At 40.7% G+C, this 19608-nt stretch carries 18 protein-coding genes; 9 read left to right on the forward strand and 9 right to left on the reverse strand.

Annotation, left to right across the window (positions count from 1 at the left end):
- Window positions 1–146: 146 nt before the first annotated feature.
- The 3 genes from VB733_RS24410 (at window position 147) to VB733_RS24420 (ending at window position 2462) form a co-directional block, all read left to right on the forward strand.
- Entirely contained in the window at window positions 147–314 is a 168-nt protein-coding gene (locus VB733_RS24410) for a hypothetical protein (protein WP_323342648.1), read from the forward strand.
- A gap of 388 nt (window positions 315–702) precedes the next feature.
- Window positions 703–1362 carry a hypothetical protein gene (locus tag VB733_RS24415; RefSeq protein ID WP_323342649.1) on the forward strand — a complete coding sequence of 220 codons (660 nt, stop codon included), beginning with the start codon at window positions 703–705 and terminating at the stop codon, window positions 1360–1362.
- Window positions 1363–1940: 578 nt separating this feature from the next.
- A complete protein-coding gene (locus VB733_RS24420; protein ID WP_323342650.1) occupies window positions 1941–2462 on the forward strand; it encodes a hypothetical protein in 522 nt (173 codons plus the stop codon).
- Between the two features lie 116 nt (window positions 2463–2578).
- On the opposite strand, the gene VB733_RS24425 is transcribed toward VB733_RS24420, so the two are convergent.
- The 5 genes from VB733_RS24425 to VB733_RS24445 form a co-directional block, all read right to left on the reverse strand.
- Window positions 2579–3292, reverse strand: a complete 714-nt coding sequence (locus VB733_RS24425) for an ABC transporter ATP-binding protein (RefSeq protein ID WP_323342651.1) — start codon at window positions 3290–3292, stop codon at window positions 2579–2581.
- An 85-nt stretch (window positions 3293–3377) separates the two neighbouring features.
- The gene (locus tag VB733_RS24430) at window positions 3378–4172 is read right to left on the reverse strand and encodes an ABC transporter ATP-binding protein (protein ID WP_323342652.1); all 795 of its coding nucleotides are present in this window, start codon (window positions 4170–4172) and stop codon (window positions 3378–3380) included.
- Between the two features lie 84 nt (window positions 4173–4256).
- Window positions 4257–5822 (reverse strand): branched-chain amino acid ABC transporter permease, encoded by a 1566-nt coding sequence (locus VB733_RS24435; protein WP_323342653.1) that lies wholly within the window; start codon window positions 5820–5822, stop codon window positions 4257–4259.
- A gap of 91 nt (window positions 5823–5913) precedes the next feature.
- Complete coding sequence (locus tag VB733_RS24440; RefSeq protein ID WP_323342654.1) at window positions 5914–7035, reverse strand: branched-chain amino acid ABC transporter permease; 1122 nt, start codon at window positions 7033–7035, stop codon at window positions 5914–5916.
- Between the two features lie 288 nt (window positions 7036–7323).
- Window positions 7324–8589 (reverse strand): branched-chain amino acid ABC transporter substrate-binding protein, encoded by a 1266-nt coding sequence (locus VB733_RS24445; protein WP_323342655.1) that lies wholly within the window; start codon window positions 8587–8589, stop codon window positions 7324–7326.
- Between the two features lie 508 nt (window positions 8590–9097).
- Between VB733_RS24445 and VB733_RS24450 the strand changes: the two genes are divergently transcribed.
- From VB733_RS24450 to VB733_RS24470, 5 genes are all read left to right on the forward strand, one after another.
- A complete protein-coding gene (locus VB733_RS24450; RefSeq protein ID WP_323342656.1) occupies window positions 9098–9319 on the forward strand; it encodes a hypothetical protein in 222 nt (73 codons plus the stop codon).
- Window positions 9316–9573, forward strand: a complete 258-nt coding sequence (locus VB733_RS24455; protein WP_323342657.1) for a cytotoxic translational repressor of toxin-antitoxin stability system — start codon at window positions 9316–9318, stop codon at window positions 9571–9573. Before VB733_RS24450 ends, VB733_RS24455 begins: the two co-directional genes overlap by 4 nt.
- 103 nt (window positions 9574–9676) lie before the next feature.
- Window positions 9677–11263: a glucose-6-phosphate isomerase gene (locus VB733_RS24460; RefSeq protein ID WP_323342658.1), complete on the forward strand. Its 1587-nt coding sequence runs from the start codon at window positions 9677–9679 to the stop codon at window positions 11261–11263.
- 198 nt (window positions 11264–11461) lie between these two features.
- Window positions 11462–11932: a dTDP-4-dehydrorhamnose 3,5-epimerase gene (locus tag VB733_RS24465; RefSeq protein ID WP_323342659.1), complete on the forward strand. Its 471-nt coding sequence runs from the start codon at window positions 11462–11464 to the stop codon at window positions 11930–11932.
- Between the two features lie 453 nt (window positions 11933–12385).
- The gene (locus VB733_RS24470) at window positions 12386–14014 is read left to right on the forward strand and encodes an alpha-keto acid decarboxylase family protein (protein ID WP_323342660.1); all 1629 of its coding nucleotides are present in this window, start codon (window positions 12386–12388) and stop codon (window positions 14012–14014) included.
- A gap of 306 nt (window positions 14015–14320) precedes the next feature.
- On the opposite strand, the gene VB733_RS24475 is transcribed toward VB733_RS24470, so the two are convergent.
- Entirely contained in the window at window positions 14321–15691 is a 1371-nt protein-coding gene (locus tag VB733_RS24475; RefSeq protein ID WP_323342661.1) for an FAD-binding oxidoreductase, read from the reverse strand.
- A gap of 276 nt (window positions 15692–15967) precedes the next feature.
- On the opposite strand from VB733_RS24475, the gene VB733_RS24480 reads away from it, so the two are divergent.
- Window positions 15968–16255, forward strand: coding sequence for a TMEM254 family protein (locus tag VB733_RS24480; RefSeq protein ID WP_323342662.1), 288 nt, complete (start codon window positions 15968–15970; stop codon window positions 16253–16255).
- A 41-nt stretch (window positions 16256–16296) separates the two neighbouring features.
- Here VB733_RS24480 and bioD read toward each other — a convergent pair whose 3' ends face one another.
- The 3 genes from bioD to VB733_RS24495 form a co-directional block, all read right to left on the reverse strand.
- Window positions 16297–17010, reverse strand: a complete 714-nt coding sequence (gene bioD / locus VB733_RS24485) for a dethiobiotin synthase (protein ID WP_323342663.1) — start codon at window positions 17008–17010, stop codon at window positions 16297–16299.
- A 405-nt stretch (window positions 17011–17415) separates the two neighbouring features.
- Complete coding sequence (locus VB733_RS24490) at window positions 17416–18849, reverse strand: hypothetical protein (protein WP_323342673.1); 1434 nt, start codon at window positions 18847–18849, stop codon at window positions 17416–17418.
- A gap of 165 nt (window positions 18850–19014) precedes the next feature.
- A complete protein-coding gene (locus tag VB733_RS24495) occupies window positions 19015–19452 on the reverse strand; it encodes a hypothetical protein (RefSeq protein WP_323342664.1) in 438 nt (145 codons plus the stop codon).
- Between the last annotated feature and the right edge of the window lie 156 nt (window positions 19453–19608).

The following is a 19608-nucleotide window of genomic DNA, read 5'->3' on the forward strand; positions in this document are numbered from 1 at the left end:
CCTCCTGCCTAATCCCAATGATAAATATTCACGCCTACTTACTTATCTCATAATTTTAGATTAAAAATTGATCAGCTCAACCACGTCTAACTTGCATGACCTAAAAACGTACAATTCTTGTAGTGCGGGCATCTTGCCCGCGTCTTATGTGCAAATTAAATGTAGAACAGCTTATTAAGCGATCGCATATTCGCTTCAATGGGCAGGCTCTTGCGGAGGTTGAGGATAAGATTTGTACTGAGATTTCCAGAAAAATATCAATGTTCAGCACAAAGATTAGGCGATCGCAAACCCAAAAACAACGTTTTCTTTGACGATTTTTGCCATAATTCTCACTCTATAGGTAGATTGACAAATGTATTGTCATCTTAAATTGCCACCAATGAAATAAAACTAACTATATAACAAAATGTAAAAAGCTCAAAACACTTGCTATTGCTTGACTTCGCTGCACTCCGTACTGCTTCGCAGAAGCAAACTACGCAATGACATAGTTATAAATTTTTCCATTTACCTACTTAAATAGTACACGTGTATGTATACTGCAATACAATGTATGCTATGATGCAATTATAAATAAAGTAGCTTATTTAAAGAATTTGTTGGAGCAGATAACCGAAGCGAAATTTTGAAGGTAGAGCAGAACCGTATCGCGTTTCTGCTCTACTCGCTTTTATGCGTCCTTCCAACTGGAGTCCCCGAATGAGATTGAAATCTGTAAGAAACCTATTGATTACTTTTATCCCGTCCATCTGTATTCTCGCCATTGCTGTCGCAGTCGCTGCATTCAGTGAAGTCACTATGGATCGCTTGACAAGGGATGTAGTTGTCATTGCAGAGATTCACCCTCTCTCTGGCGCGCTCTCAAACCTTGGGATTCTGTTATGGTGTGTGGCGGCATCGGTATGCACATTCGTTGCTGTCGCGATTCGTGACAAGGTTCCCAGAAGTGCTTTCCTGTTTCTTCTAGCCTCAGCTCTCCTATCGGGTTGGCTCTTGTTTGATGATCTATTCTTGTTCCATGAAGACTTGGCGAGCCGATATTTGGGGTTGAGCGAAAGGGTGGTAATCTGCGCTTTGGGGATATTCGTTTCTACTTATCTCGTAGCTTTTAGAAAGACTATATTGAAGACCAATTATTTGCTTTTAATAATTGCATTTGGATTCCTTGTCTCATCCGTGTTGGTAGATGTTCTTCTTGAAAGGTTCTTGTGGGGGATTGGACACTGGACGTTTCTTGTTGAAGACGGACTAAAGTGGCTGGGCATTTCATATTGGTGCAGCTATCAGGTGAATGCCGCGCATCAGTTTCTTAGCTATTCGTATCGAATGCCTAACAAAGACCTGGAGCTGAGGTACTAGCGTGCGCGACGATCGCCTGGCGTTAAATCAATTACTTAGCTAGTATACTTGCACTATATGCTACAGTTACTAGCCAAAAAACACTTATCTATAAAAATTGATATTGGTAAGCGATCGCTTTATCGTATTTTTGCGGATATCCATGTGTTTTTTTAGTAATTTTTACAAAAATATTTCAGTATGTACTTAAGTCTTTACATAGGAATATATTAGTTACTTTGTTTAGCTGTCATACTGTAGTTGAAATTTCTTTCTACCGTTGAATAACTCTTGATTTGATATCAGTAACAATGTCATTAATACGTATTTTTAGATGCCCTATATCTAGTAATTATATGTAGAGAAAATCCTCAGGTCTACATAAATTTTACAAAAAAAACGATATCTTCATCAAAATTATACAGAACATGGTTTAATTACTTATTAAGTTTGTATGGGTTAGGTAAATTTTACTTCCATAATTAATTACCGTATTTCAGTAATTTAGGACTACTGAATCGGCAAATATTTCTTTCCATCAAGGTGCTTTTCTGGCAAGCCCTAACTATTTAGCAAACTGAATACCAGTAGAATTTCACATGCTCAAAAAAATATTACTACCGACTGTTGCTATCTCCGGTTCGCTATTAGCCTGTTTTGGCTTACTCCTAGCTACCCAGGGTTCAAAATTAATCGAGGTACAACTCGAAAATGAGAAAGTTTTTTATGGTGAACTCAAAGATGTTGTGACACCCCCCGTGGGAGCGTTGCTGAGTTTTGGTTTAGGGTTGGGAGTCGCATCAGTTTTTGGATGGCGACAGTCTGTTAAAAAAACCTGGGAATTGGAAAATCAAATTATCCAGATACAAAATCAGATATCTAACAAAGATGCTCAAATTCAAGAACTGAAAGTAGCACCATCAAGTCCAATGCTGGCTCAGGTGGAATGGTTTCTGGATGAAAATAACAATGTAACATCCTTCACAGGTGTGCCAACTAGCGTACAAAAACAGCAAGTTGTCACAGTGCAACCTCCCACAAAGCCACTTGTTAACCCCATGTCCGGATTTGATTATCAACAATCAAGTCAAAATACTGCTCAGAATCCAGGCAATAGCTAAATGTAGCATTTTGATTTGAGTAATTTGGATAGAAAACAGATTTCTGTCTACACAATTCAGCTGAAGACTCACTTTATCAAAACTTTGTCAGTGAGGTGCATTTTCTCCTTTGTACCTCATTCTTCACCAAGATAAGCTTTACGAACTTCTTCGTTGGATTGTAGCTCTTGGGCGGAACCTTCAAGTTCAATTGTTCCCGTTCTTAAGACATAGCATCTATCTGCAACTTCCAATGCTTTTTTGGCGTTTTGTTCCACAAGCAAGATAGTTGTATGTTTTTCTTGATTAATTTGTTTAATTAATTTGAAAATTTCTTTGACTAAATTTGGTGCTAGTCCCATACTTGGCTCGTCAAGTAATAATAACCGAGGACGTGACATTAATGCCCTTGCAATTGCTAACATTTGTTGTTCGCCACCGCTTAAAGTTCCACCTTTTTGATCTATACGTTCACGCAAGCGGGGGAAAAGATTTAAAACATATTCTAAATCAGATTTAATTCCTTCTTTGTTGCGGCGACTATAAGCACCCATTTCCAGATTTTCCAAGACTGTCATCCGGGGGAAAATCATTCTGCCTTCTGGGCTTTGAGCAATATGTAAATCACTGACTATTTTTTCTGGGGGTACAGATTTGATTGATTTTCCTTCAAAGTAAATATCACCTTTTCGGGGACGAATTAGTCCTTGAATTGTTCTTAACAAAGTAGTTTTTCCGGCACCATTACAGCCAATTAAAGTGCAAATTTCGCCTTCTTTAATTTCGATAGAAATACCTTTAAGAGCTTCGATATTACCGTAGTAGGTATGGATATCTTTTACTTGTAGCATGATGTTGAGGAAGGGGAAAAGGGTAAATAATAATTACTAGGTTTGAATTGCTAACTTTAAAATCCTAACTTTGAATTCTTAAACGTTACTCATCATCTTTACCGAGATATGCTTCAATAACGATAGGGTCATTTTGAACCTGTATGGGGTTTCCTTCAGAGATTTTACGTCCACTTGCCATGACTGTAACGCGATCGCTTATTTCCATGACGAGTTTCATGTCGTGTTCAATCAGCAAAACTGTGAGTTTGAGTTCATCGCGCAGCTGTTGAATAAATTTGGTTAAATTTGCGGTTTCGGCTGGGTTCATCCCCGCAGTTGGTTCGTCTAGGAGTAATAATTGCGGTTCACAAGCTAAGGCGCGGGCAATTTCTAAACGTCGCTGTTCTCCGTAGGAAAGGTTTTTTGCCATTTCAAAGAAGCGGGATTTGGCGATGCCTGCATATTCTAACCAGTATTTGGCTTTTTCTCGCGCCTCCAATTCCTCGCGCACCACTTGGGGAGGACGTAACAAAGCACCGACTAAATTGGCTTTTAAACGGCTGTGCATTCCCACTAACACATTGTCAATTACCGACATATTATTGAACAGGCGGATATTTTGAAAGGTGCGAGCTACACCCAATGTGACGAGTTTATCGGCTGATGTTCCGGTAATATCGCGGTTATTCAGCCACAATGTACCCGCACTGGGGGTATAAATCCCCGTGAGCATATTAAAAAAGGTGGTTTTACCCGCACCATTAGGACCGATGAGACTAGCGATCGCACCTCGTTCAAGGATAAAATCAACTTGATTCACCGCAGTTAATCCGCCAAAACGCATTGTTAATTGTTGCGCTTCCAGCATGGGGATATTGTTACTTGCGTTTACATTCATTGGCTTTATTTCTGATTTTTGCAAATACTATTTCTAAAAAATCTCACCATCAGGGAGAGGGGAGAATTTCCCATCTCAACAGGTTTATGATTTTGCGAGTACGTCTTCACCCGCGAGTTCTTCGTTGTGTAACTCGGCTTGATGTTGGCGATCGGGTAACAAACCTTCTGGGCGCACAAGCATCATAATTACTAGTGTCAACCCAAATAAGAACATCCGCATTTGGGTGGGGTCTAAACTAATCCTGATAAAATCTTGCCATTGGGGATTGGCGATGAGGGGTAAAATCGAGGTGTTGCGGATTCCTTCTAAAAGTCTTGCTAATTGGGGTAAAACCAAGCGGTCTGCACCCATAATAATAATTCCCCCCAAAATCACCCCGGTCATATTTCCCAAACCTCCCAAAATCACCATACAGAGGATGATGACTGAGACTGAGAAATCAAACACACTGGGAAATATAGCGCTAATATATGCCGCGTAAAAAGCCCCAGCAAACCCCGAAAATGTTGCACCCATGGCGAATGCTAATAGCTTAGTTTTGACAAGATTTATACCCATTGCACGGGCAGCTAATTGATCTTCCCGAATTGCAGTCCAGGCTCTACCTAAGCGGGAATAGCGCAAACGACCGATGAAAAAATATGCCAGTACAACTAGAAGCAAAATTAAATAATACCAAGGATAATAATTACTGCTAGTAAATGTGCCGATAAATGGTAAGAAAGGACGGTCAATAGGGTTAATTCCTGGTTCTCCCCCAGTGACATTAACGGGAGAGTCACAGCCAAACAGACACAAAGCCATCTCTGGACGACCAACCAAACCAGCAATCAGTTTAGAAATCGGTTCATCGATACGGACACTAGTTAAATTCCGAAAAATAACGGGGACAATCTCACCAAATCCCAAAGTCACGATCGCCAAATAATCACCACGCAGACGTAATGTGGGCGTACCGAGAACTATACCCGCCAGTCCAGCAATGCCAGCTGCAATAAAAATAACTAACCAAAAATTCCAGTGGATGTTCAGCTGTGGCGATGATAGCAAACCTGTAGTATAAGCACCAATAGCAAAGAATGCGGCATAACCCAAATCGAGTAGCCCAGCGAAACCCACAGTAATATTCAACCCCAACGCCAGCATTACAAATATCTGAATTTCAATCGTGGTGGAAATCCATCGTGTTTGTGCCAGTTGGTCAATGAAGGGGAACAGTATCAAAACTAACCCTAATGCCAAACGTGTTGCTAGTTGTCGTCGGGATGGATGTAATCCTTGTAACATACCCATTAAGGCTGCGGCGACAGTTGTCACAACCAAAGCACAGATACCAAATCCGAGAACATCAGTAAAATTTGCAACTGGTCGTCCCGCAATTGGCTTTAAAATCAGCCCCTCAATGATGCTGGCAACAAACAGCCAAATCCCCAAAACTAAGCCAGCTTGAGCGCCACCAATTGCCCCTTGTTGCGGGTTTCGAGTTGTGTGCAGGTTATCACCCTTATTGTGTGCAAATCCTACATATGCACCGAGTAGCCAGCCGATTACCGAACCACTCCAGCCACCAAAGATAAGGACAATAAAAGCTGCGATCGCGCCTAAAACGCCACCTGATTTGATAATTTTAAGTAATTGCGTTTTCATATTTTCTAGTGCTGTAGGCACTTCGCCTGCTCGTAGAGTTTGCTAAGTATTAAGTTCTATTGAATGGGATTGAGTTAAAGTTACGAATTACCTAAACCTTCTCCTGGACATTTTCACCAAGTAAACCACCGGGACGCAATGCCAGAATAATGACTAAAACTGCAAATACCCAAGCATTTGTCCAGCGACTAGAAAAATATTGGTCACTTAAAGCTGAAAGAACTCCAATTAAAACTCCTCCTAACATCGCCCCAATAATATTCCCAATTCCCCCTAAAACTGCGGCAGTAAAAGCTCGTAAACCTGCCGTAAAACCCATTGTAAAAACAATCGTATTATTATAAAGTCCCACTAATAAACCTGCGGAACCTGCCAACATTCCGCCAATAAAAAACGTCAACACAATAATTCCATTGACGTTGATACCCATCATTTTGGCGGCATCGCGATTTTGGGCGGTGGCACGCATTGCCTTACCCCAGCGCGTGTACTGGACAAATAAGTGCAACCCAACCATGAGGACTAAAGCACATATCAAGACAATCAAATCTTTAGTTGTAAATTGAATTGTGCTTTGAATATTGAAGTATTCCAAAATATCAATTCGCGGTAATAAATCAGGAAAACTTTTAGGAGCAGCAGCATTTACCCCCATGACAGGAATAAAAGACTTGAGTCCTCCCCAAAATAAACCCAAATTTTGAAAAATAAAGGAAACACCAATCGCAGAAATCAAGGGAGCCAAACGTGGGGCATTCCGCAAAGGACGATATGCATAGCGTTCTGTGAGAATATTCAAACCGGCACAGAGTCCTGTACTAATAATTAAAGCGACGATGATTGCAGGTAAAGCTACTGCCAATGATGCGCCATCGGTAATCCCAAATGCACCAATTACAGTGAGTGATGCAAAGGCTCCGAGCATATACAAATCGCCATGGGCAAAATTAATTAACTCAATAATCCCGTAAACCATTGTGTAGCCCAGGGCAATAATGGCAATGATTGCACCATTAACTAATCCAATTAATAATTGTTGGATTAAGAGGGTGGGATTAGCTTTAATTTCGCCCAAAATACGGGGAATATCAAAACCTGCGATCGGTCCAATGAGTAAAACTAAGTAAATTACACCAATGTAGAGAATTATTTTTTGCCAAGCAATTTTTTTTGCAGGTGCTGGCTTAGTTTGCTTATCAATTGTGTTAATCATTTGGGAATTGAGAATGGGGCAATGGGGGTAAATAGAATATTACTTCTACTTGAATAATTTGGGAGTGAAGGTTTTTGCTGTGGGGGAGAAACTCAGTTTCTGTGATTGGGATTGATAATATTTTTATACTGAATCACAGATAAATCTGGCTTCTAATCTTGGGAAGATTACTTGAATAAATTACAAATAAATAACTTATAAATAACTTATTAAATAACCTCTTACCCCTGCATAAATCCTCAATCCTAAATTCTCATTTTTGACTTCTAAAGCCTATAAAGTCTGAATTTACTTTTTCGCATCCAAAACAGTCACAAACTCCCATTTCCCACCTTTAACAGTGTTACCAGACATTGAAGTCAAAGTTGTGTCACCGTTAGCATCAAAGCTCCATTTACCGAGAATTCCGTCGTAATCTTTTGTACCCATAACTGCCGCACGAATAGCTTCGCGATCGCCTTTACAAACTTTACCAATCCCATTAATGACAACTTTAGCGGCTTCGTAACCGTAGGCTGCATAAGCTTCAGGTTCAGAATTAAATTTCTTCTTGTAGCTGTCGTACCAAGTTTTACCGGCACCTGTCAATTGCTTGGGAGGAATACCCCCAAATGTGGCAAAGACTCCTTCTGCATCTTTACCCGCAGCATCAACTAATGCTTGCTCAAAAATACCATCTGGACCCATAAATTTCACTTTATCAGCACTTAAACCAACGTTTCGTGCATCTTTAATTAGTTGTCCAGCATTGTTCTGAGTAATACCACCAAAATATATTAAGTCGGGGTTTAAAGATTTGATTTTATTCATCAAAGCTTTATAGTCACTAGCTTTGGAGTCAATTCCTTCTGTGCCCACAACTTCAATACCAATTTTTTTTGCAGTAGCTTTAAATACTTCTGCTAATCCTTTGCCGTAAATCTCTTGGTCGTCTAATACGTAAGCTCTTTTAACACCCAGTGATTTTGCCCAATTTGCCCCAGCAGCACCTTGCAAGTCATCTGCGGGTACGACTCTGGTGTAGTTTCGTTTACCTGTGGGGTAATACTTTTCTGGTTCTCCTGGTTCTCCACCAGGCTTAGTTAAACCAACTGCGGTGTTTGCCGGACTCACCATCACGAGGTTGGCTTGGTTGAGAATTGGAATGGCAATTTTGGCAGCACCGGAGTTAAATGTGCCGATATAGGCAACAACATTAGGATCAGAAACGGCTCTATTCGCATTATCCGCTTCTTTGGCAGCATCCCATTTTCCAGTTGCAGCAGTTGCATCATCGAGAGATTCATATTCAATTTTTAATTTACCCTCACAAACACTGGAGTTGGTTTCGTCAAGTGCTTGTTTAATGCTGTTGACGATTGTTTGGGTTTGTCCTACGGAACTACCAGTGAGGGGCAAACTGGAAATGATTTTCACAGTATTCCCCGAAGTTGTCCCTGCATTTTGATTGGGATTACTATTACATGCGGACACCATTAATCCTAACGTTATCGTTGTGGCTGTAATGATGCTTGGTAAGCGTTTGTCTTGATTGTGGGAATTTTTTGGAAACATAGTTATTGGGTATATTTTGCGTTTTGCTGGGAGTTTTCGATTAAATATTACTGGATTTTCCAATTTTGATCTTAAATTTTCATCAGATGCAGATAGCCTCTAAAGGATAAATAAACGGAGATGCAAATGGTAGTTGGAATAAAACTGTAATACTGAGAAATCAATACAAAGGTATAGCAAAAAACTACTGGACTTTGCAAAAAATCTTGACATGAGCAAGTTGCAATTCCGTGCCATTGCTGAGTGTGTGTCTTAACTCACGTCATATTACAGGAAAAGCGCAAAATTCATAAACATGAATATGTAGTCACAATTATGTAGTTACCAACATGTAGTGACAAAAAGAGGGGAATGTCAAGAAATATTGAGACACATCCAGCATCTCGACTAATGGTTTTGCTGTTCAAAAGGATTATTTTGCCACTTGGTTGCTTATTTGCCCGCAGTTACATTACACCTGAGGATTTTTTGGGAATACTAGGACTGTATTCTGGCAAAGGTTTGGCATATGAATGTGCTGCGGATTCAGTTGCATCAATTAATTGAACAAATGACTGATGACGAACTCCAATTAGCATGGAGTACAGTTTATGGATTGCATTGCGATGATCAAGTTCTCAAAGCGATTCAAGAAGCAAAGCGATCGCAGCAACCGTGGGATACGCTAACCCATGAGGAAGCAATACTATTTCTGGAAGGTCGGGAAAAGAGTCGGGATCAGGATATATGAATATAGAAGTTAGATACGCACGGTCATTTTTAGCCGATTTAAATAGCTTGCAACCCACCATATCCGAGCAGATTTATAATTTAGCATTTGTGGAGTTTCCGCAAAAAGGACAACTACACTACTTACCTCATCTCCGCCAAATCGACGGAGAGGGGATATTTTACCGATTTACCCTAGATAATTATTTAATTGGGATTGAGTTGCGCGGAGAAATTGTACAATTTTTGAGGGTGATACCAATGCCAGATGTTTAGCGCGAGCAAATCGAATAACACTTAAAACTGTATAAGAGAGTTAGGGATCGGCGAATCCTTATCTTAAACTTATTCTTGAAAATAACTTTATTGAGATTTCCCTATGGACGCTACGACACTATGGCAGCGATACCAGGAATGGTTGTATTTCCATGAAGGATTGGGGTTTTACCTCGATGTAAGTCGGATGCGCTTCGACAATGCGTTCGTAGAGGCTTTACAACCTAAATTCGAGAAAGCTTTTGCCGACATGGTGAAGTTGGAACAAGGTGCGATCGCAAATCCTGATGAAAATCGCATGGTGGGACATTATTGGTTGCGAAACCCAGATTTAGCTCCTACTCCCGAAGTTACTCAAGAAATTGTGAGTTCGATTGAACAAATCGAAGTTTTTGCCGAAAAAATTCACACTGGTGCAATTCATCCCCCCAAAGCTGCCCGATTTACCGATATTATCTCTATTGGGATTGGGGGTTCTGCACTGGGTCCGGAATTTGTTGCTGAGGCACTCGCTCCTGACTTTCCACCCCTGGCAATTCATTTTATCGATAACAGCGACCCGGCGGGTATCGATCGCATTTTGACCCATCTTCGCAACAAGCTTTCCAGCACTTTAGTGTTGGTAATTTCCAAATCTGGGGGTACGCCCGAACCCCGTAATGGCATGTTGGAAGTCAAAAAAGCCTATGCTGGACAAAATTTAGACTTTAGCAATTATGCTGTTGCTATCACTATGCCAGGTAGCAAACTTGACCAACAAGCGATCGCTGAAAACTGGCTGATACGCTTTCCAATGTACGACTGGGTAGGTGGACGCACTTCAGAATTATCCACCGTCGGCTTAGTCCCCGCAGCCCTCCAAGGTATTGACATCAATGCGATGTTGGCAGGTGCTAAGGAAATGGATGACGCAACTCGCGTCGCTGATGTTAAAAATAATCCTGCCGCATTGTTGGCACTTGCTTGGTATTACGCAGGCAACGGCAAGGGCGAAAAAGATATGGTCGTCCTTCCCTATAAAGACAGTTTGCTGTTATTTAGTCGCTACTTACAGCAACTTGTAATGGAATCCTTAGGTAAAGAAACAGACCTAGATGGCAATAAAGTGTATCAAGGTATTGCCGTTTACGGAAATAAAGGTTCCACCGACCAACATGCATACGTGCAACAATTACGCGAAGGTGTCCCCAACTTCTTCGCCACCCTGATCGAAGTTTTAGAAGATAGACAGGGTACATCTCCCGAAATTGAACCAGGTATTACCTCCGGTGATTATCTTTCCGGCTTCCTCCAAGGAACCCGCGAAGCACTCTACGAAAACCACCGTGACTCCATCACCCTGACAATTCCCCAAGTCAACCCTCGTACCGTCGGCGCATTAATTGCATTGTACGATCGCGCTGTTGGTTTATACGCTAGCTTGATTAATATCAACGCTTACCACCAACCCGGAGTTGAAGCTGGTAAAAAAGCCGCCGCCACAATTCTGGAACTGCAAACCAAAATCATTACTATCCTGCAAAGTGAGAAAACTCCGCTTACTATTGCCCAAGTAGCCGAAAAAGCAGGCGCTATTGACAAAATCGAATCAATTTATCTGATTTTGCGCCATATGCACGCTAACAATCGTGGTATCTCGCTGCAAGGTAACTTAGGTGAACCTAGTAGTCTTACAGTGGCGATCGCTTAATTAATGTAGTCTCTTTATCATAAAGAGTGATTTTTTGTTGCGTTTGTAACAAATTTTTATAGCTGAACATCTAAGATTAAAGATAAGTCTTTAGTCATTCAGATGTTCAGTTTTTTACATTTTGACGTTAATAGTTAATATTGACTGCCTATTTTATTTTTCTACTTCTAACTAATAATCAATCACCAGGGAATTTATATGAGTCAAGCTAGAGGAATTGAAATCCGTTATTTAGAGTCAATTAAAGGGGGAATGGCACAATTTTTTACTCCCCAAGCTAGCAACGAGACAATGCTAGTACAGGTTCCAGCAGGTGCAGTTGATGATTTATTTGTTCACAAGTCACAAACAGACCAAATATTAGTAGTTAAAGGTGAATTTGTTCTAGTTACATTAATAGACAAAAAATATCAATATATTCCGTTAAGTGAAACTCAGCCCGCAGTAGTCAAAATTCCCCCTGGAGTATTACACGGAGCAATTAATTTTAGTTCACTTCCTTGTGTAGTTGTGAATGCAGTGTTGCGTCATCGTCCACCACAACCAAATGATTATATCCCCCGTCCACGTCCATACGAGTATGATTTAGATGTTGCTAAATCCGCATTGGAAAGCCTTTCGGTAATAAGTACAATTGCAGGTTTCAACACCACTACAACACAAGTTTAGATTTAGGCTTTTAGCCATAAAATTTAAACTTGAAATATATCTCAATATCTCACCTCCAGCTTTCTCAATCATTGGCATGGAGGTGATATTGCAATAAGGTTCAGTTAAAGAACTAGCAAAATTGGTAAAATTGATCAGAGTGTATAAAAATATTGACGATTGTACTCAGGTTACTTGTAAAAAACCTCAGTATCATATGAATATAGGCATTTTTCAATTAACAGCGTTCAAAACAGAATAACTTCAGAAAAATATTTTAGAACTATTACAAAACAGTTACTTAATCTGATGTAACTGATAATAATTGACGAGCGATCGCAAATATAACATGAATAATTTCACCCTCACAATTTTGTTCTAACTAGAACTAGCTAAATCTTGAGCAACTATAAACAGCAAGCAATATTTTCCCAAAATTAATCCAGATGCATTTTACCAATTTGAGCAAAATATATGACTACTAAAATCACAATTGGCGAATACTTACTTCAGCGACTATCTCACCACGGAGTTGAGCATATTTTTGGTGTTCCCGGCGACTACGTACTGAAATTCATGACTTTAATTGAAAACAGCGATATCCAACTAATTAATACATGCGATGAACAAGGTGCAGGGTTTGCCGCCGATGCCTATGCACGTTTGCGGGGTTTGGGTGTAGTTTGTATTACTTACGGAGTCGGAGGATTGAAAGTTGCGAATACTACCGCACAAGGATTTGCCGAACTATCTCCCGTAGTTATCATTAGCGGCGCACCCGGTATAGAAGAACGCATTAGACATCCGTTAATTCACCATAAAGTCCGTGACTTCGACACCCAAAAAAAAGTATTTGAACAATTAACCGTTGCTTCCACAGTTTTAGACAACCCAGAAACCGCCTTAGAAGAAATCGATCGCGTATTAGCAGCAGCATTACGGTTTAAACGACCAGTTTACATTGAGATACCGCGAGACATGGTGATGGTGACAGCAAAACGTAGCCATCACCAGATTATCTCCAAACCCAAAAGTGACTCTGAAACCCTCAAAGTTGCCCTCTCAGAAGCCATCAATCTGATTAAGAATGCTCGTCAACCCGTGATTTTGGCAGGTGAGGAACTGCATCGTTTCCGTTTGCAAAATGTGCTACTCGACATCATCCGTAAATCTAATATTCCCTTCGCCGCCACCATTCTTGGCAAATCTGTGATTGACGAAGATGAACCCGCTTATTTAGGCATTTATCAAGGCGGTATTGGACAGCAAGAAGTGCGGCAATACGTCGAATCCAGCGACTGTATTATTATGCTCGGTGTGATGATGACAGACATTAATCTCGGTATTTATACTGCCAGATTAGAACGCGATCGCTGTATTCATGCCTTTAGCGAAAAATTATCAATTGGTTATCATGTGTACGAAGATGTGCAGTTTGCAGACTTCATGGATGGATTAGCAGCAGCAGACTTAGGCAACCGCGAATTGCATTGTCACCCCAACTGTAAACCCATACCAGATTACAAAGTCGAAGAACCCAACAAACCGATTTCTGTAGAACGATTATTTGCCAGTTTGAACGCCTTCCTCAGCGAAAATACCATTGTTATCTCCGACGTTGGGGATGCGCTGTTTGGAGCCGCAGACTTGACTGTACATCAAAATACAGCCTTTATATCACCAGCCTATTATGCCTCTTTAGGGTTTGCCGTTCCAGCTGCGATCGGTGCCCAAATGGCAAAACCAGAACTACGTCCTTTGGTTCTAGTTGGAGACGGAGCATTTCAAATGACGGGAATGGAACTTTCGGCAGCCGCGAGATTTGGCTGCAATCCCATCGTTATCGTTTTAAATAATGGCGGTTACGTAACAGAAAGGTACATCATCGATGGTGGATTTAATGATATTTTACCGTGGGATTATAGTCGTTTACCAGAAGTATTTGGTAAGGGACGTGGATTTTTGGTAAAAACTGAAGGAGAATTAGAAGTAGCATTACAAGAAGCTGCTTTGCATACAGAAAGTTTCTGTATCTTAGATGTACGCCTCGATAAAATGGATGCTTCTTCTACTTTGAAACGTTTAGCCAAAGGGTTAATTTAGGAAAACCAAATTCACAATTCTGACTCCAGTTTTCTAATATCAAATCCCACTTTCCTAATAGGCTGATGTGCAGCTAAATTGTATAAGACGAAAGCGTCAAATTCCTGTAGTGCAGAGAGGAGTTTCCGGGGAGATGTTCTTCACGGAAAACTCCGGGGCATCTTGCCTGCGTCTCATATACAAATGAAATACACGACAGCTTATCAAATCCCAGTTATTGGTTATTATTAACCTTCCCCGCGTCTCCCCATCCCCACATCTGTTTGATCATAATTATGGAAGTGAAACTAACAGAACTGCCACAACTCAAATTCCTCCAACAAATCGACCAGGATTTAAAATATTATTCGGGTCAAATTGTTGTTTAATCCGTCGCATTAATGACAAGCTATTTCCGGCATAACCCCAAACATCTAGTTTTTGCTTGACTATTGTTGGTGCTGCTAAAATCGTCAGAAAACCATTATTTTCTTGGCAAAAAAATCTTAACTTCTCAAGCTTGTTGATAACTTTGCTCTCAACTTCGACATCACAAACAAATCGCAGCATCCCCAAACCACTACTCATATGAATCAATCCCATCTCAACTTGATTCAATAACTCTGTGGCAACAGTTGGCATTAATCCCACTTTACAGAGAATTATTGAACTTTCACCAGTTGCAGTTTCACCAGAAAATTGTATGAGTTGTTTTAATCTTTCCCAAAGATTCACTTCATCATCAGCAGAATAAATACTTGCAGATAATCCTAACTTTTCTCCAACTTCTACCAGCCGATGCGATTGTTCCTTGACACTTTCGCCTATACTTTCAAAACATGTAATTAAACCAAGTCCTTTACCCAAACCCAACTGCGATACTAGTGGCGCAGAAAGTAAATCAGCTTTGGTTGGAGTGAGGGCAGAACCACGTAAAATATCTGCTGCTTGCTGGATTAACTCCCTTGTACCAGTCAACACCACAGTTCCCGAAGTTTCTTGCATTGGGTATAAGCGGAATGTTGCTTGGGTTATGACTCCCAATGTCCCATAGGAACCCGTAAATAATTTCATCAAGTCGTAGCCAGCAACATTTTTGACGACTCTACCACCAGCTTTGACAATTTCTCCATCAGGGCGAACAAACGTAATACCGAGCAACTGATCGCGATCGCTTCCATAACGCTGTCTTAAGGAGCCGGTATCTGCTGTAGCAATGATACCACCAATTGTCGCTTCTGCGGGTGATGTGGGGTCGATCGCCAAAAATTGATTTGTCTTCGCTAAGATTTTTTGTAAGTCTGCAAACTTCATCCCGGCTTCGACGGTGACAGTCAAATCTCCAACTGCATGTTCGATGAGTTGGTTGATTTTTTTGGTGCAAATCACCACATCTATTTCACTTGCAGAACCACCCCAATCCAGTTTACTGGCACTACCACATATCAAAACACGTAATTGCTTTTGATTCGCTAAAGTAATTACTTCGCCTAATTGAGCTTGGCTTTGAGGATAGACAATACAACTAGGCAGCTTTGCAGAAATTGAGAAGGCATTACGAATACGCTGCCCCGCAGCTATTTCCATATCTTCCCACAAACAAACTGCATCTTCGCCAACTACCGATGCAAAATAGGATGAGCAAGCGCTAAACGGCTCCTGTAGAGTATCGCGCAGTGGAATCTGTTCGCCAGACATGCTTTTGTTTCGCTTGATTTTGACTGTCTAAATAGTATAAAGCTTATGCTAGTTCATGATCTAATTTCGATGGGGGAGCTAATATTAGGTTCGCTTCAATAATTACTATAAAACCGACGCGGAGATTTGCAGGCAGGGGATGCGAAGAAAAATTAATAGTAACTGATTAGCCGGACTTGATATAAGATTAATTTTGTGCATCCAGATGTTATTACATCTCAATCAAATAAATATATTTACATTTACACTTACACAATTTTAGCTCTGTGGTTTTTCATGATGATATTCACTTTTGTCAAGATAATATCTATAGTTGTAATGCTAAGTGCGATCGCATTAGAATTATGGAACCTATATGCATTCAAAATGCATACAATAATTCCCAGTAGTTTAAATGTATTTTTGTGGTTGGGAATTGTTGCAATTCTGGCTCATTTTATGGAAGCAGTGATAGCATTTGTTTACGCACCCTCAAAAAATCAAAAACCTCTTCAATATGGTATTTATACATTTTTTGTAGGTACAGTTGCCTTAGTTGAACTATTTGCTGAAAATAAATCATAATTAATTGTCTAAAATTCTTTCCAGACTAACGAAAAACTGGATTAGGGACTATTAATGAATCTATTTCTGGGATTAAAAAACTGCAATAGTTGCTCTAAATCCAAATTCGATGCTACTTGTGCCAATTTATCCAAATCCTGCGGATTCTCAAGATAGGGCAAACAGCCAAATATAGGCATATTCGTGAGCGATCGCACCATCCCCACTGGTGTCAAATCTTCAATTTCTTCTTCAGTACGCGGCTGGGTACAATTAAGAACAATACCTAACAAATTCACACGGGTAAGTTTGGCTAAAGCCACATTTGCCACAGCTTGGGAAATTGCCCCCAATTTTACAGGCACTACCAATACTGTTGGTAAACGCCATTCTGCGGCTAAATCTGCCACTGTTAATTCATCAGTCACGGGGGAACCCAAACCACCTAAAGCTTCAATTAAGAGAAAATCCCGTTGTCCCTGTAATTTCGTCAAAGCCTGCCAAACTATCCCTAAATCAACATCACGATTCTCTTTTGCTGCGGCAATTGGAGGTGCTAGGGGTGCTTGGAAGTATAGTGGTGTAATTTCCTCTGAAGACTGTGATAATGAAAACAATTTTTGGTAAATTTCGCGATCGCCTATTCCTGATTGAATCGGTTTCATGATTCCCAAGCTCTGGGAGGGGCGATATTTTTGCCAATAAGCCGCTAAAGCTGTTGTCAAGACGGTTTTACCAGCTTCGGTGTCAGTTCCTGTAATGAGTAAAGAGTTCAAGAGTTTTCATATATTTGCTTAACTATTCTTAATAATATAATAAAGACTTCCGGAAATATGTTCCCACGCGGAGCATGAGAACGAGAAATATGACCAAAGTAAGAAACATCGCCTCAAATAAACCGTTAGGAATCATGTAAAAATAAGTAGTGCAAGCGTCTCGCTTGCTATTTCCCAGAGGTGGGCAAGACTTCGACATGAGCGCTCAGCCGTTCGCGGAGCGTCTCCGAAGGAGATACGCTGCTCACACTACTTGTTCAATTTATTGTTACACGAATACTTATCCCTGCGTCACCACATCCCCCCAATCCTCACTCACATCGAGTCCGGTAAGTCAGTTATTATTAGACATCTCCGCGTCAGTTTTATCGTTAGGTATGTAGGCAGGATATGATATCACATCTCCTACTTATGCTGACGTACCGGAAGAGGTGTTTCCAAAACTTCCATGAGTAATTCCAAGCGAGATGGACGTGAAAGCAAGGGTACAAGGTTGGGTAAGGAGTAGTAGTCACCTGCAAATGTGAAGGTTTCTACGGGGGCTTGTACTTCCTTCAATTTGCGTTCTACATAGTCGCACCACTGCCCAACGCGAACAATAATGACATTCGGTTCTACATTCATGTCGCGTTTGTAGGCTGCATAAGCATCGTGGAAGTATGGATTGGTGTTATCACCTTCGTCAGTGACAATGATGATTTGTTCTACCATTTGCCGACGTTTACGCATTACATCCAATGCTGCACCAATACTGGTTCCACCGTTGGCAAATATGTGCTGGAAGGCTTTTTCCCAGTCAGTCATTTCCGTTCCTTGGGCTTTCACCGGGTAAGCGATAGTGTCAAAAGCATAAACAAACAAATCAGCTGCCGTGATACCGGAAATCAAAGCAGCAATTTGCTTACCAACTTCAATCGCCACATTCATACTTCCTGACTTGTCCACCAATAAAGCCGTGGACTTTTTGATGCTACCGCGCTTTTTGATTTGGGTGTTGGCGATTTTTTCCAACTGGGCAACAGTTTCCGCATCTACTTGGGTAACATTCGCTGCAACATTTGCCTTAAATGCCGAAACGCGATCGCTTTTTGCAGCTTCCCGCAACTTCTCATCAATCAAAGCTTTGACTTCTGGGTGTTCCATTGCACCCCGCTCTTTGAGAGACTTGAGGTTGTTGATAACTTCCTGCGAAGACATGGAGTTAATCAAGGCAACCAAAACTACTGGTGTTAATTGTCTGACAGCACCTACGGCAATTGTGTAGGGGATATTGTATTTAACAATTAAAGTAGCTTGTTCTACGGGGGTGGTAGCTTTTGCCAGTTGCTTGAGGATGTATGCAAGACTACCTTCAGGAGGCTTATCTTTGAATAACACCGCATCTGCACGCATACTTGGCTTAATGTGTAAGGTTGCATAGAGGTGCTTCATTGCCTTACGTCCCCGTAAAGCTGCGCGATCGAAAAATTCGGCTTTGGCTTCGCGAGTTTGCAGATATTGACGCACTGCGGTACGTGCAGAACGAGGCACTTTACCCCGTTGCTGCTTCATAAAGTCTACGATGCGGGCGACTTGATAAGGTGGGAATTCTTGCAACATCACGAAACCCGCGTCTCGGTGTTCGGTTAAAGTGCTGGTGAGTAAATGTCCTAAAAATACTTCTTTATGGTCACGAACATCACCATTTTGGTTGTACCATACAGCTAAATGTCCGTAGAAAAGTGGATCAAGTTCGACCATAATTTTGTGGAATTCTGCAACCTTTGCTAAGTCACGGTGTGGAGTTGTCAGCAAGCTATTGAGTAATTCCAAACGTAAATCGCGTTCTGCTGTATTCATTTTTAAAAGGCTCATTTTGACTACCTCCATAGATGAAGAGTTTGGGGAAGTAGTTATCGCACGCGACGATTTTTTGAAATCACCACGCAAGTCGAGAAAGCTGTTTATTTTACCGTGATAGGGTAGTATGTAAGCTTTTTCAGTTGGGGCGCGGCAATAACTACATTATATTCTGTTTAAATCTGGTTCAATCCACTTGATGCGAGCATCCCAAGACATCAGTAAATCTTGGCTGTAGTATTTCCGAGGTAAGTTTTTGTCGCAGTTATTAATTAGCTGATTAGCTAGTTCTACTAACGAGCTTTGCACCTCTAAATTTAATAGATACTGGTGGATTATTTGCATCCAAAATAGAGTGAGAGTTTCGTGACAACCACTATTTTTAGTATTTTGAATACCGTTGACAGCGTTATATTTTTGAATGCGATCGCGGATTTTATTTACAGCTTCATTTTGGTCATAATGAATGAGATACCAAAGTGCGATCGTTCGGTGTGCGCCATGATTCCATTCACTTCGTGGTAGGCTGAAATTATGAAATGCAGCTACTAAATTATCAATCTCGCTGACTGAATAGTAAGTTTTAATTTCTGTATTCATCATTATTGATTTTTGACACCTCGTGCAAGTTAAAAAAGCTATATTTTTGGTTACTTTAGTAGGAATCGCACCTACAATCTCTTAAGTGGAAGTTAAGCGAGCTTCTATTGCTCTATAAAGTATGTAAGCTTTTTTAGTTAGGGCACGAGATGAAAGCTT

It is taken from the genome of Calothrix sp. UHCC 0171 (assembly GCF_034931845.1).
Classification (GTDB): Bacteria; Cyanobacteriota; Cyanobacteriia; order Cyanobacteriales; family Nostocaceae; genus Brunnivagina.